The organism is Nocardioides sp. R-C-SC26 (genome assembly GCF_021246465.1).
Taxonomy (GTDB): domain Bacteria; phylum Actinomycetota; class Actinomycetes; order Propionibacteriales; family Nocardioidaceae; genus Nocardioides.
In genome coordinates this window covers 14,576-28,835 of sequence record NZ_JAHRHK010000010.1, presented here as the reverse complement: position 1 = coordinate 28,835, position 14,260 = coordinate 14,576, and the positions used below count along the sequence as shown (strand labels likewise).

General features: G+C 70.8%; 11 protein-coding genes. 4 read left to right on the top strand and 7 right to left on the bottom strand.

Annotated features, from left to right (window positions below; translation table 11 throughout):
* The first annotated feature begins 19 nt into the window (after positions 1–19).
* Entirely contained in the window at positions 20–766 is a 747-nt protein-coding gene (locus KSO97_RS10565) for a glucose 1-dehydrogenase (RefSeq protein WP_232678638.1), read from the top strand.
* A gap of 34 nt (positions 767–800) precedes the next feature.
* On the opposite strand, the gene cydD is transcribed toward KSO97_RS10565, so the two are convergent.
* Genes cydD through KSO97_RS10550 form a run of 3 tightly spaced genes read right to left on the bottom strand, consistent with a single transcriptional unit; the run spans position 801 to position 6,710 of the window.
* A complete protein-coding gene (cydD, locus tag KSO97_RS10560; protein ID WP_308188285.1) occupies positions 801–4,175 on the bottom strand; it encodes a thiol reductant ABC exporter subunit CydD in 3,375 nt (1,124 codons plus the stop codon).
* Entirely contained in the window at positions 4,172–5,188 is a 1,017-nt protein-coding gene (gene cydB, locus KSO97_RS10555) for a cytochrome d ubiquinol oxidase subunit II (RefSeq protein WP_232678634.1), read from the bottom strand. Before cydB ends, cydD begins: the two co-directional genes overlap by 4 nt.
* Before the next feature lie 31 nt (positions 5,189–5,219).
* On the bottom strand, positions 5,220–6,710 hold the full coding sequence (locus KSO97_RS10550) for a cytochrome ubiquinol oxidase subunit I (protein WP_232678632.1): 1,491 nt from the start codon (positions 6,708–6,710) through the stop codon (positions 5,220–5,222).
* A 439-nt stretch (positions 6,711–7,149) separates the two neighbouring features.
* Here KSO97_RS10550 and KSO97_RS10545 point away from each other — a divergent pair, with 439 nt between their 5' ends.
* The 3 genes from KSO97_RS10545 to KSO97_RS10535 are packed head-to-tail and all read left to right on the top strand — an operon-like array spanning position 7,150 to position 10,241.
* The gene (locus KSO97_RS10545) at positions 7,150–7,788 is read left to right on the top strand and encodes a response regulator transcription factor (RefSeq protein WP_232678630.1); all 639 of its coding nucleotides are present in this window, start codon (positions 7,150–7,152) and stop codon (positions 7,786–7,788) included.
* 12 nt (positions 7,789–7,800) lie between these two features.
* Entirely contained in the window at positions 7,801–9,447 is a 1,647-nt protein-coding gene (locus KSO97_RS10540) for a GAF domain-containing sensor histidine kinase (RefSeq protein ID WP_232678628.1), read from the top strand.
* A 35-nt stretch (positions 9,448–9,482) separates the two neighbouring features.
* Entirely contained in the window at positions 9,483–10,241 is a 759-nt protein-coding gene (locus KSO97_RS10535; RefSeq protein WP_232678626.1) for a CPBP family intramembrane glutamic endopeptidase, read from the top strand.
* 29 nt (positions 10,242–10,270) lie between these two features.
* Here the strand turns inward: KSO97_RS10535 and KSO97_RS10530 are convergent, their stop codons facing one another.
* The 4 genes from KSO97_RS10530 to KSO97_RS10515 all read right to left on the bottom strand — a co-directional run bounded on the left by KSO97_RS10530 (position 10,271) and on the right by KSO97_RS10515 (position 14,242).
* Complete coding sequence (locus KSO97_RS10530) at positions 10,271–11,995, bottom strand: metallophosphoesterase (RefSeq protein ID WP_232678624.1); 1,725 nt, start codon at positions 11,993–11,995, stop codon at positions 10,271–10,273.
* Positions 11,996–12,014: 19 nt separating this feature from the next.
* Positions 12,015–12,728 (bottom strand): enoyl-CoA hydratase, encoded by a 714-nt coding sequence (locus tag KSO97_RS10525; RefSeq protein ID WP_232678622.1) that lies wholly within the window; start codon positions 12,726–12,728, stop codon positions 12,015–12,017.
* 90 nt (positions 12,729–12,818) lie between these two features.
* Complete coding sequence (locus tag KSO97_RS10520) at positions 12,819–13,193, bottom strand: nuclear transport factor 2 family protein (protein ID WP_232678620.1); 375 nt, start codon at positions 13,191–13,193, stop codon at positions 12,819–12,821.
* Between the two features lie 92 nt (positions 13,194–13,285).
* Positions 13,286–14,242, bottom strand: coding sequence for an SGNH hydrolase domain-containing protein (locus KSO97_RS10515; protein WP_232678617.1), 957 nt, complete (start codon positions 14,240–14,242; stop codon positions 13,286–13,288).
* Positions 14,243–14,260 lie beyond the last annotated feature (18 nt).

Here is a 14,260-nt window from a genome sequence, read left to right as displayed (position 1 = left end):
CGAGAGAACGGAACCCCTCATGGCACGCGTCGACGGCAAGGTCGCCCTCATCACCGGAGCCGCCAGCGGTATCGGCGCCGCGAGCGCGCGACTGCTGGTCAGTGAGGGGGCGCGCGTCGTCATCGGCGACGTCTCCGACGAGCAGGGCCAGGCCCTCGCCACCGAGCTCGGCGACGCCGCCCGCTTCGTGCACCTCGACGTCGCGAGTCACGATGACTGGAAGGCGGCGCTCGCCACCACGATCGCCGAGTTCGGCCGCCTCGACGTCCTGGTGAACAACGCCGGGGTCGCGAACGGCGCGATGATCCAGCACTTCGACCTCGATCAGTGGCAGCGGGTGCTCGACGTCAACCTGACCGGCACGTTCCTGGGCATCCGCACCGCGACCGACGAGCTGATCAAGGCCGCCGCCTCCGGCACGGGCGCGTCGATCGTCAACATCTCCTCGATCGAGGGAGTTCGCGGCACCCCGTGGGCCCACGGCTACGTGGCCACGAAGTGGGCGGTGCGCGGCCTGACCAAGTCCGTGGCGATGGAGCTGGCGGCGCAGGGGGTGCGGTGCAACTCCGTGCACCCCGGCCTGATCCGTACGCCGATGACCGAGATCATCCCCGACGACATGATCCCGATCCCGCTGGGCCGCCCCGGTCAGCCGGAGGAGGTCGCTGCCTTCGTGCTGTTCCTCGCCAGCGACGAGTCCTCGTTCGCGACCGGCGCCGAGTTCGTCGTCGACGGCGGAACGGTTCAGGGCGTTCCCCACAAGTAGCGCGCGCTGCGCCGGGTCGCGGCTCGGGCGGAGGTCAGCGACCGGCCAGTGCGGGTTGCCCGCCTCCGAGCCGGACGACGTCGTCGACGAGGTCGAGGCCGGCCTCCGCGTGGGTGATCCACACGACCGTGCGTCCCCGCTCGCCGGTGAGCAGCTCCTCCGCGAGCGCGACGGCGGTGCCATGATCGAGGTGGGCCGTGGGCTCGTCGAGAACCAGCACGGGGTGGGCTGCCAGCAACGACCGCGCGATCGCGAGCCGGGCCCGTTCACCTCCTGACACCTCGGCGTGGCCCGCGCCGATCCAGGTGTGGAGGCCGGCGGGCAGCGAGTCGAGCCAGTCGCCGAGGCGTGCGTGGCGCACCGCCTCCTCCACGTCGGCGTCGCTCGCGTCGGGCCGGGCCAACCGCACGTTCTCCACGACGGTGGTGGCGAACAGGTGGGGGTCGTCGTCCACGAGGCCCGTCATCGCCCGCACGTCGTCGAGACCGAGGTCGCGGAGGTCGACGTCGCCGTGGGTCGCCCGCCCATCGACCGGGTCGAGGAATCTCATCAGCAACGCCGCGGCGGTGCTCTTGCCGCATCCGCTCGGCCCGACCAGCGCGATCCTGGACCCGGCTGACGCACGCAGCGTGATGGCGGCCGTCAGAGCACCGCCGCGTTCCCAGCGCACGGTCGCTGCGTCCAGGGAGAGCGCGTGATCGTGTGGTCGAACCGCTCGACTGACCGTGTCGCGCACTGCGGGAGCAGTCGTCTCCAGTCGACGCAGCCGGCCCGCCGCCGCCTCGGTGCGGGCCGACAGGACGGCGGCGTCGGCGACGGGCAGGATCACCTCGCTGAGGGCCAGCGGCACGAGCACGACGAGCGCCGACACGGCAGCGGAGATCTCACCGGCTGCGACCGCAGGGCCGAGGATCAAGGCGACACCGGCCATGGCAGCCCCGGTGATGCCGAACACGAGCGCCTTGGCCGCACCGGCGCCGCGCGCACTCAGCGAGCCTGCTCGCCCGATCTCCGCCGAGAGCTCGACGACACGGCCGACCGCACGGTCCGCACCCTGCCAGAGCCACAGCTCGTCGCGGGCCTCGAGGGAGTCCACGACACGAGTGCCGAGGGCGGCACGCAGTGCGACCAGGCGTCGCTCTGAACGTCGTGCGACGTACCGCGCCGTCGCCCACGCGGTCGTGCAGGCGAGGATGGCGGACGCGCCGGCAACGAGCCCGGCGCGCGGCTCGAACAGCGTGGTCGTCACCGTCGCCGTCGCGATGACCAGCAGTGCTGTGCGTCGTGGCAGACGCACGCGCAGTTCCTCGTCCACCACGGCGTCGACGTCGTCGACCACCGACGCCAGGACGTCGCCGCGTCGCCGACCGAGTCGTGCGGGCGTGAGTGGCACGAGGGCGTCGTAGACCTCGACGCGGCGACGTGCCAGGAGGCGCAGGGCGCGGTCGTGGGACGTCAGACGCTCGGCGTAGCGCAGCAGGGGCCGAGCGAGACCGAACGTACGGACGCCGACGATGGCGACCAGCATCGTGAGGACGGGCGGGTGTCCGGATGCCTGCACGATCAACCATCCGGCCGTCGCCGTGAGGGCGACGCCGGAGGTGGAGGCCGCGGTGGCGAGCAGGGTCGCGAACCAGCCCGACCGGCCCGCTGGAGAGGGGCCGCGCCGACCCTCGGGCCCTGCGGTGGACGACGGGGCGCTCGGACGCTCCACCGTGGAACCCGACCTGTCCGCGCCCGCACCTGCGGAGGTGCAGGTCGAGCCCGCGGTCGCGACCCCCCTCGGGCGGGTCGCGCTCTGCGGGCGGATCCGGATCTCGTGGTCGGCGAGCCCGACGAGGGCTGGCCGGTGCGCCACCACGACGACGGCTGCGTCCCGAGCGAGTTCGACCAGGGTGTCGGCCACGACACGCTCGGTCAGGTCGTCCACATGGGCTGTCGGCTCGTCGAGCAGTACCCAGGTGCGTCCCGCGCGGACGCCGAGCACGGCACGCGCCAGCGCGAGACGCGCCCGTTCGCCGGCGGAGAGGGTGGCTCCGTCCTCGCCGAGTCGCGTGTCGATCCCGTCGTGCAGAGCGCGCACGCGCTCTTCCAAGGCGACCCGCCGCAATGCGGTCCAGAGCTCCGCCTCCTCGACCTCGGTCGATCCGAGTAGGAGGTTGTCGGCGACCGTTCCCACCACGAAACGGGGGCGCTGCGGGAGCCAGGCGATCTGGCACTCCCAGGCGGGACCGGCGGCGGGGACTCCGTCGCGCGTCAGTGTTCCGCGGGCAGGGGCGAGGCCGGCGATCGCGCGCAGCAGCGTCGTCTTCCCACAACCACTGGGGCCGGTGATCACCGTGATTCCCCGAGCCGGCAGCACGGCGTTGATGCCCGACAGCGTCGCCTCGGAGCGATCGGGATAGGTGACGGAGATGTCGTGGAGCACGAGCGGCGCGTCGAGGGGGACGGGCGCCGTGCCGACGCCGCGTGCCGTCGGCGTGGCCGCACGACCCTCGCCGAGTCGCGCGACCGCCTGCTCGAACGTGGCCACGCCCTCGGCAGCGGCGTGGAACTCCGCTCCGACCCGGCGGAGCGGCCAGTACGCCTCTGGGGCGAGCAGCAGCACCACCAGCGCGGTGGAGAGATCCAGGCCGCCGGAGGCGAGCCGCACCCCGGCGATGACGGCCACCAGCGCCACCGACAGCGTCGCGACGAGCTCGAGCACCGCTGCCGAGGCGAAGGCCAGGCGCAGTGTCGCACTCGACGCCGTCCGGTAGCGGTCGGTCATGGCTGCGATCTGTGCGGACTGCGCCCGCGCGCGGCGGTGCGCGACCAGTGTCGGGAGGCCGCGCACTACGTCGAGGAAATGACCGGCGAGGACGTCGAGAGCACGCCATTGATCCTGCGCTCGGTCACGAGTGGCGAGCCCGACGAGCGCCCCGAACAGTGGGACCAGCGGGAGCGTGGCCAGCACCACGAGGGCACTGAGGAGATCCTGGGTCAGGATGACAGCGACCGTCAGCAGTGGCAGTACTCCGGCCAGGACCACGGCGGGCAGGTACCGGGTCAGGTACGGCTCGGCGGCGGAGACGCCGCGCGTGACCAGCACGGCGTCCGCCGGGCCACCGCGCTCCAACGCCGACGCCAGCAGCCTGCGGCGCAGGTCGGTACCGACGCGTGCTGCGGCGCGAGCAGCCGCGACCTCACCGGCCCACGTCGCCATCCCACGCGCGGCCAGGACGACGGTCACAGCGACCGCGGGCACGCGGAGGTCGGTGCCTCGGACCATCGCCACCACCAGATCCGTGAGGAGGAACGCCTGGGCGATCACGAGCAGCGCTCCCACGGTGCCGGACACGATGACCCCCGCGAGAGCAGTGCGTGCGGGTGCGAGGAACGTCCGCAGCCGTGGATCTGTGGGTCTCACACCGACACCGACTCGGCGGCCACGGGGATGTGGTGCACGCTGATCCGCTTGCGGAAGACCCAGTAGGACCAGGCCTGGTAGCCCACGACGACCGGGGTGAAGAGCGCGGCGACGACGGTCATGATCTTCAGCGTGTAGGCCGTGGCCGCCGCGTTCGTCGTGGTCAGCGCCGTGCCGTCGGCGAGCGTGGTCGGCATGACGTCGGGGAACAGGGCCACGAACAGACCGGCGACCGCGAGGGCGATCGCGAGGAACGTTCCGGTGAAGGCCCACCCCTCGTTCCCGCGCAGCAGCGCCAGCAGCGCGGCGACCAGCCCGGCGGCCGCTGCGAGGAAGACGACGGCGGAGGCGGTGGTGCCGGTCGAGACCTGGGTCCAGGCCAGGAAGGCGACGGCCGCGACTGCGGCGAGGGCACCGAGTCCGATGCCGAGCTCGCGGGCGGCGTGTCGGATGCGGCCGTCGGTCTTGAGGCTGATGAAGACCGCCCCGTGGGTCAGGAAGAGCAGGAGGGTGGTGATGCCACCGAGCAGGGCGTAGGGATTGAGCAGGGTGAGGAACCCTCCGGCGTACTCCAGGTCGGCGTCGATGGGCACGCCGCGCACGATGTTGGCGAAGGCGACGCCCCACAGGAGTGCCGGCACGACCGAACCGACGACGATCGCGACGTCCCACCGCGCGCGCCAGCGGTCGTCGTCACGTTTGGCGCGGTACTCGAACGCGAGTCCGCGCACGATGAGCGCGACCAGGATGAGGAGCAGGGGCAGGTAGAACCCGCTGAAGAGCGTCGCGTACCACTCGGGGAACGCCGCGAACGTCGCGCCACCGGCGACGAGCAGCCACACCTCGTTGCCGTCCCAGACCGGCCCGATGGTGTTGATCAGTACCCGACGCTCGGCATCGTCCTCGGCGAGCACCGGGAGGAGCATGCCGACTCCGAAGTCGAAGCCCTCGAGGGTGAAGTAGCCGATCCACAGCGCAGCGATCAGCACGAACCAGATGGTGGTGAGTTCCATGTCCAGACTCCTCAGCGCGACGAGGGGGCGGTCAGTACGCGACGGCGAGCGGCGCGTCGACGGGCCGCACGACGTCGGCGTCCACGGGCGCGGGCTCGGCTCCGCGTCGGATGTAGGTGAGGAGCAGACGTCCCTCGATCACGGCGAGCACGCCGTACACGGCGGTGAGCACGACCAGCGAGGTGAGCATCTCTCCGGCCGAGACGCCGGGCGAGACGGCGCTCTCGGTGGTCATCAGTCCGAAGACGGCCCAGGGCTGACGTCCGACCTCGGTGAAGATCCATCCGAAGGAGTTGGCCAGCAGCGGCAGGAAGGGAAGCGCGACGGCGAGCCCGATGGTCAGTCGGTTGATCGGGGCTGCCGCTGATCTCCGGGTCGCCCACAGGATCCAGCCGGCGATCGCCAGGGCGGCCATGCCGGTGCCGATCATCAGACGGAACGTCCAGTAGGTCAGCGGGATGGTCGGTGTGTAGTCGCCGGGGGAGTAGTACGCCGCCCCGGGGTCCTGACCGTAGGTCGCGCGGTAGGTCTCCCGCAGGTCGGTGATCCCCTCGACCCGACCACCGAAGCTGCCCGTGGCCAGGAACGACAGCAGGTTCGGCACGGTGATCGCGAACCGCTCCTCGGAGCCGTCCAGGGTGCCGACCGTCAGCAGCGAGAAGTCCGCGCCCTCCTCGGAGCGGTAGAGCCCCTCGGCCGCAGCCATTTTCATCGGCTGCACCTCGGTCATCACCTTGCCCTGGACGTCACCGGAGAGAACGACCCCGAGGCCTGCCACGAGGGCGAGCACCGCTCCCGTTCGCACGGCCTTGCGGTACAGGGAGACCTCGTCCGCTCGCTGCTCGGCACTGCGCGGCACGACGACCGCGTCACCGCCGTCGCTCGCGGGCCGATCGAGCCGGCGCAGGTGCCAGACGCCGATCCCGACGACCACCGCTGCCGCCGTCAGGTAGGCGGAGAACATCACATGCGGGAAGGTCGCCAGTTGGACCTTGTTGAACATGACCGCCGCGAAGTCGTTCATCTCCGCTCGACCGGTCTCGGGGTTGTAGCCGTACCCGACGGGGTGCTGCATCCAGGAGTTCGCGGCGAGGATGAAGTAGGCGGAGAACACCGTGCCGGCATGCACCAGCCAGATGCACGCGTTGTGCAGCGGAGCGGGGAGCCGACCCCACCCGAAGATCCACAGGCCGAGGAAGGTCGACTCCAGGAAGAACGCGAGCAGGCCCTCGATCGCCAACGGGGCGCCGAAGACGTCACCGACGAACCGCGAGTAGTCGCTCCAGTTCATCCCGAACTGGAACTCCTGGACGATGCCAGTGACGACACCGATCGCGAAGTTGATCAGGAAGAGCTTCCCGAAGAACCTGGTCAGGCGCAGCCACTGCTCGTTGCCCGTGCGGCGCCAGGCGGTCTGGTACCCGGCGACCATGGCCGACAGGCCGATGCTGACCGGCACGAACAGGAAGTGGTACACGGTGGTGATGGCGAACTGCCACCGGGCGATGTCGGTCGGATCCACGTTGTTGCTCCTTCGTCGAGGTCCCCACCGGGCACTGCTGGGGCCCTGCTCCGACGCTAAGCGCGGGACCGCGCCGCCCGACACGGTCGGTGGTCATCGACCCATGCGTCGCTGGTCCGGGGAGGCCGGGCCCATGGACCCCTCGATTTGCGTGGCGAACCAGGACCGGTCACCAGACCAGGTCCTCGAGATCGCGCCGCGCGATCGGTGGTAGCCCGCCTCGTGCGTAGCGACTGCCACCCGACCCGGACGACGGGATGCGGTCAGCGGCCGAACCCGGGCGTCTGGGGACGCTCGAGGTGGAGCTCATCGCTCAACGATCCGCCGACCGACCATGCCGATGGAGGGTCGAAGGTCCTGCCTCCGCAGGGGCCAAGTCCCGGGGGCCAGGGGCCCCGACTGTCCGGCCTGCGCGCCCTCGGTTGGCTACGTTGGTCTCGTGAGCATCCGGGTCTTCCTTCTCGACGATCACGAGGTCGTGCGTCGTGGCATCCGCGACCTCCTCGAGTTCGAGTCCGACATCGAGATCGTCGGGGAGGCCGGCACCATCGCGGAGGCCGCCGTGCGAATCCCGGCCCTGCGCCCCGATGTCGCCATCCTCGACGGGAGGCTGCCCGACGGTTCGGGAATCGACCTCTGCCGTGACATCCGCTCCTCCCATCCGGAGGTGCGCAGTCTGATCCTGACGTCGTACGACGATGACGACGCGGTGTTCGCGGCGATCATGGCGGGTGCGTCGGGTTACGTCTTGAAGCAGGTGCGCGGCAACGACCTGATCGACACCGTACGCCGTGTGGCGGAGGGTCAGTCGACACTGGATCCACACGTGACGGCGACCGTGCTGGAGCGGATGCGCAGTGGTCCGCCGGTCGACGAGGAGCTGGACCAGCTCACCTCCCAGGAGCAGCGGATCCTCGCGCTGATCGGCGAGGGCATGACGAACCGTCAGATCGCAGCCGAGATGTTCCTCGCCGAGAAGACGGTGAAGAACTACGTCTCGGCGTTGCTCGCCAAACTGGGGCTCTCGAGTCGCACCCAGGCTGCGCTGTTCTCGGTCAAGCATCCGCCGGCACGCTGAGAGGGGTCGTCGATGCCCAATCGCATCGAGCGGGGGGTGCTGGATGCGGCCATCGCGATCTCCAGCGATCTCTCGCTGGACAGTGTGCTGAGCCGGATCGTCCGCACCGCGTGCGAGTTGGTCGATGCTCGCTTCGCCGCGCTCGGCGTCCTCACCTCCACGCGGGACGACTCACGCCGGTTGCGTACGTTCATCCACCACGGAATGGACGACGAGCAGGTGGTGCGCATCGGCGAGCTGCCCCGAGGGCACGGCCTGCTGGGACACATCATCGACGAGCCGAGGCCGCTGCGCCTGCACGACATCGCCGAGCACGCCGAGTCCTACGGCTTCCCGGCCCACCATCCTCCGATGACGTCGTTCCTGGGCGTCCCCATCCGCGTGCGGGACAAGGTCTTCGGCAACCTCTACCTCACCGAGAAGGCCGGCGGAACCGACTTCACCGAGCAGGACGAGACGGTGGTGGTGGCGCTCGCCTCGGCGGCGGGCGCGGCCATCGAGAACGCCCGGCTCTACGAGGAGGCGCACCGGCGCGAGCAGTGGCTCGCGGCCTCCGCCGACATCACCACCCGTCTGGTCGGGGACCCCGTGGAGGGAGACCCGCTCCAACTGGTCGCCGACCGGGCACGCGGCGTCGCCGACGCCGATGTCGCCTGGATCGCGACACGATCGGGTGCGGATGGAGCTGATCAGTCACCCGTGAGGCTGCGGGTGGTCTCCGGGGAGAGGATCGACATCGGGCACGTCGCACATGTGGACCTGAACGGGTCGCTGACGAACGAGGTCTTCGTCACCGGCGAGCCGGTCACGTGGACCGACGTCGAACAACGCGTCGACTCCGAGAACCCGGTGCCGGGCGCGGTGATGCCGCCGCTCGGAGCGGTGATCGCCGTTCCCCTACGGTCGCCACGCCGCGTCGAGGGGGTGCTCGCCCTCGCCTGGGCACCTGAACGCGACGAACGGTGCTGGGGCATCGACATCGCCCTGCCCGTGAGCTTCGCCGAGCAGGCGAGCCTCGCACTGGAGATCGCCCGGGCTCGCGAGGACCACGAACGTCTCGCCGTCCTGGAGGATCGAGATCGGATCGGCCGGGACCTCCACGACCTGGTGATCCAGCGGCTCTTCGCGGTCTGCCTGAGCTTGGAGAGCACCACCCGGCGAACGGCCGAGACTCACGTTGCCGAGCGGCTCACGAGCGCCGTCGATGAGCTCGACGGCACCATCCGCGACATCCGACGGTCGATCTTCGCACTGGCGACGCCGGAGGACGCCGAAGACATCCAGTCCGAGATCACGCGCCTGGTCGACCGCGCACGCGCTTCCCTCAAGGTGCGCACCACAGTGACCTTCCACGGGCCCGTTCGCACGCTGATCTCGGCCTCCGTGGCTCCCGACCTGCTGGCCGTGCTCGGTGAGGCGTTGTCGAACGCCGCACGGCACGCCTCCGCTGACCAGGTCGACGTCGTCGTCTCCGCCGGCGCCGCGATCCTCCTGCAGGTCCACGACGACGGCGTCGGGATCCCCGACCAGGTGGTCGAGAGCGGACTGCGCAACATCGCCGAGCGTGCTGCTCGCCACGGTGGCACGACGCACGTCGCACGTCGCGACTCCGGCGGCACCACGTTGTCGTGGTCGGTGCCAGCGGCGGCGACGCCATGACGGCGCCTGGTTGGGCGCATCACCGGCTCCCGGTGATGGACAGGCGTCTCATCGTGGTGGAGCTCGTCGTGGTGCTCTCACTCTCGCTCGGGCGTTCCGCCGTCTACTCCGTGGTCAGCCTGATCGCGGCTGCGACGGCACCGGGCGGCCTCGCGGCTCAGACCACCACGATGAACCGCAGCCTCGCGCCCGACCGGCCCTGGCTGGACCTGACCCTGCAGTTGCTCGGCATCGGCTTCGGCGTGATGCCGGTGCTCCTGGCCGGATATCTCCTGGTGCACTCGGGCGTGCGGCTGCACGAGGTGTGGTTCGGCGGCGGACGGTTCGGCTCGTGGCGGGACGTCGGCTACGGCGGGGCGCTGGCGGCAGCCGTCGGCTCCGTGGGCCTGGCGTTCTACCTGCTCATGCACGCGCTCGGCCTCAACCTGACCGTCGCGGCCAACGGTCTTGCCGACGACGTCTGGTGGCGTACGCCGGTCCTGATCCTCTCGGCTCTCGAACAGGCCGTCCTGGAAGAGTTCGTGGTGCTCGGCTACGTGCTGGTGCGGCTGCGCCAGCTCGGGTTCGGCGATGCCGCGGCGATCGGCGGGGCCGCCGTGCTGCGGGGGAGCTACCACCTCTATCAGGGCATCGGTGGATTCGTCGGCAATCTGGTGATGGGCCTGCTGTTCGGATGGCTCTACCGTCGTTGGGGTCGCGTGATGCCGTTCGTGATCACGCATTGGCTCCTCGACATCGGTGCCTTCGTCGGCTACGCCGCGTTGGCGGGCAAGGTCGACTGGCTGCCGACGTGAGGCGGCTCGGGGAGTCGTCGTGCCTGGATTCAGGCGGTGGACGGCGGCACCCCGACCTCCACCCGCGGCTCGACCTCGACCTCGCCGGCGGGTGTGAACCGGTAGAGCTGGTAGCCCGTGACGAGCCGGGTCTCCTCGTCGAGGAAGATCACCGGGAACGAGGCAGCCTGTGCCGGGCTGGTCCACGGCGTCGAGAAGTCGGTCAGCGTCGGTGTGGCGACCGCGCCACCGGAGGTGTCGAGCTCCATCACCAGCGTCCAGGTGCCGTCGCTGTTCCACACCACGGCGGGCGGCACGTCGCGGTGCCAGTGGCCGTAGAAGATCGCGCCCGCGGGGAGGTCGCGGACGTCGTCCTCGACGGGGGTGGTGAGATCACGCGGCGTCCCGTCGAGGAACTCGCGCATGTCGCCGACGTCGAGGAAGGCGGCCGCCGAGTAGGCCTCGTGCATGAGGACGAGATCAGGACGGTCGTCGCCTGCCTCGGACGCGACGTCGAAGAGCCGGGTGCCGACATCGGCCTGGGTCTCGGTACCGCGCAACGCCGTCGGGCCGAACAGCTCCGTGCGCGCGGGGTCGCCGTCGCCGAGGATGCGCACGCCGCCGACGTCCTCGGTCTCGCCCTCGAGCACCGTCATGTCGGCGTCCTTCATCTGCGCCAGGCTGGTGTCGCTCTCGTGGTTCCCGATGATCGCCGCGACCGGACGATCGCCCGCGATCGCCGCCTCGTCGCGGATGCACGTGCCTTCGGCGGCGGTGCCGTTCGTGGTCAGGTCACCCGCGATCGCGAGGGCCGCCGGCACCTCGGCGCCGAACTCCTCGGTCAGCATCGAACGCACCTGGCGCTGGAGCTTGATCATCGTGGTGTTGCAGTGCATGTCCGACTGCATCAACACCGCGAGCTCGCCCTCCCGAGGCCCGCTCATCGCCGAGGCCTGGCCGCGCAGTGCGGCTTCGGCGCGGGTGCGGTAGTCGCTGTCGGCGGCCTCCTGGCGATCCACGAGCACCTGCGACTTGGCGAGCGCGCCGCCCAGAAGCGCGCGCAGCAGCGGGCTGTTGGTCGTGCTCCCCGCAGCGAGGGTGCCGTCGAGGACGGTGAGGGCGTAGGCGCCGTCCGACGGTCTGCCGTTCCCCTCTGCCGAGGTGACCTGGACCCATGCGAGTCCGGTCGTGGCGACGAGCACGACGACGACCGAGCCGGCGATGCGCACACGCCAGTGGTCGTGGGCCCGCTGGTGGCGTAGCGGAAGGAGGTAGGACAGGCCGAAGAGCACCACCCCACCGAGGCAGCCCAGCACCAGGCAGGAGACGACCATCTGGCGCCGGAACTCCTGCTCGACCCTCTCGATGTACTGGTCGACGGCGGCCTGAGGGTCGTGGAAGAGACCCGTGTAGAGCTGGAGCATCTCGGGTCGCACGTAGTTCGCGAGGTCGCCGTCACCGGCACCCGGGTCGCCGGGGCCCTCGACCTGCGCGATCAGTCCGACAGGACCCCACGACTGGGGGACGTACACCGTGCCCGCGATACCGAGCCGGAGCTCGCTGTGGCCGCCGGTGGTGAGGGAGAACGTCGTGGGGGAGGTCCCGATCTGCTCGCGCACCTCGGTGTGGGTGACGGCCCAGGTGAACGCCAACGGCAGTGACAGCAGGACGGCGATGCCGAGACAGACCGCAGCGCGGACCAGAACCGGGCCGGCTGGCCGGAGTCGCGTTCGCATGGTCCGCGTGGCGGAGCCGAGGCGCGCGGCTGTCGGCATCGTCGGCACTCTCAGCTACTCAGCGACCGGCGAAGACGGGCGCACGCTTCTCGCTGCGCGCCGCCGCCGCTTCGCGGACGTCGTCGCTGGCCCAGCAGGCGGCGAACGTCGCGTCGACAGCGTCGTCCTCGCCCCCGTTGAGCACGAGCTTGTTGTGCGCCAGCGTCAACGGCGCCAGTGCGGCCAGTTCCTGGGCCCAGGCCAGGGCGTCGTCGAGGGTTCCGGGGCGATCGGCGAGTCCGCACGCAAGGGCCTCGTCGCGTTCGATCGTCGCCGCCGCGAGCATCACCCGGCGTGCCCGGCCGTGCCCGGCGACTGCGGCCAACGTCCGGATCGTCCAGGCGTCGACGGCCATGCCGTTGCGGGCGGTGGGGACGGCGAACTTGGCCGACTCGTCGGCGACTCGCAGATCGCACGCGAGGGCCAGCTGGGTCCCTGCACCGATCGCCGGCCCGTTGACCGCGGCGATGATCGGTACCGGCAGGCGGGTCAGGCCGTGCAACATGCCGTAGAGCGCTTGCAGGAACTCATCGCCGTACACCCCGGTGAGGTCCGCGCCGGAGCAGAAGGAGGAACCCTGCCCAGTGACGACCAGGACCCGTGCCCCGTCCTGTACCGCTGCCCGCGCCGCCGCGTCGATCTCGCGGCACAACGTCAGGTCGAGGGCGTTGCGGCGCTCGGGGCGCTGCAGTTCGAGGACGGCGACAGCGCCGTGCCGAGTGGTAGCCAGCATGGGCCGAGGCTAGCGGGGCGTGCGGCAGCGTCGTGCCGAGACCACCCGCTCCGCGGTGGACCACGCGGTCGCGTCCCGGGTCGAGCGCCGTCAGCTCCAGGTCATGTCCGCGTCGCTCCACCACGCGCGCATCGCCTGGATCCGGCCCTCGTCGTCGAACACCATGTGCTCCATCGGCTCGAGCGTGAGGTTCGCATCGCCGGCCTTGGTGATCATCCGGAAGTGGAAGGTGGCCTCGCCGCCGCACGCGCGCACGGTCAGGAGCTCCGTGGTCGCCTCCAACGGAGCGACCGTCTCGTAGAAGGCAGAGATCGCCTCGATGCCCGAACGCACCTCGGAGCCGACCGGGTCCTCGAGCGTGGCGTCCGGGGCGAAGAGCGCGGTGATCTCCGCGGCGGTACCGGTCGCGACCAGGTCGAGGTACTGGCGGACGGTGGCGATAGCGCGGTCGTTGTCGATCGTCATAGAACGTGTTCTACCTCACCGCGTGCCGCGGCGCGCGTGCCGTCCCGCGGAGTGTCTCCGGGGCCGGTGCCGACGCGCGAGGGAGGACTTGCTCAGCGACTACGACGGATCAGGTCGCGGAAGACCGGCGCGAAGTACGAGGTCATCGTCGACGTCAGTCCCGCACCGAGATGGATCGCGTCGAAGAACGTCGCGTGGCGGCCGACGCTCGGCAGGCATGTCGTCGTCGTGCAGTAGACCGACGTCGGGTCGATGTAGCGCGGGCTTCCGGCCAGCGGGCGGATCAACGACTTGAGCCACTGCCGGTTGCGGACCTCGGCGTTGAGCGCGGCCGATCGCGGGAGCGGGCAGGCGTACGGCGACTCCCCGGCGGGGCAGGCGGGGGCGTTGAGCGGCACGTAGGCCGACGGAGCGACGACGTTGACCCTGATCTTGCGGTTGCGCAACGCGGTGAACAGCGGCGAGGTCCCGTTGTGCGCCAACATGATCTGGTGGGTCTCGTAGGCGGTGAAGGACGAGCCGGGGCGCCCCAGGCGTCGGTAGGCCTGGCGGTATCCGGCCCACCACGAGGCGAGGATGACGGTGTAGTCGCGGCCCAGCTGCTGATACTCGGTGACCATCGCGAGGGCGCGCTCGTTGTGGGCCTCGCAGTAACGCGTGCGGTCGGCCCGCTCACCGCGCGCAGGCGGGCAGCCTCCGGCGAACATGATGGTGAGGTTGAGCTGGTTGCGCTGGGCGAGCTTGCGCACTGCCGGCAGGTACATCCAGGCGTGGGAGTCGCCCCAGAGGAACACCGTGGGGCGCCGCGGGTAGATCTCGAGCCGGCAGGGGGTCACCGGGCGCGAGTTCGCCGAGTCGTAGCAGCGGCTCGGTAGCAGCGGGAAGTCGGCTGCGGGATCCTGGCCGCCGCGTTCGGCCTGCGCTGTGGCGGACCCACCGGAGACGGGCGACTCGGACGCCGCTGCGCTGCTCGCTGCGGGCATCAGCGTCGCGAGCAGGCCGAGCACGAGCATGGCACCGAGGGCACCCAGGCGGATCCTGCGGCTCACGGGCCGCCGTCGTGGAGC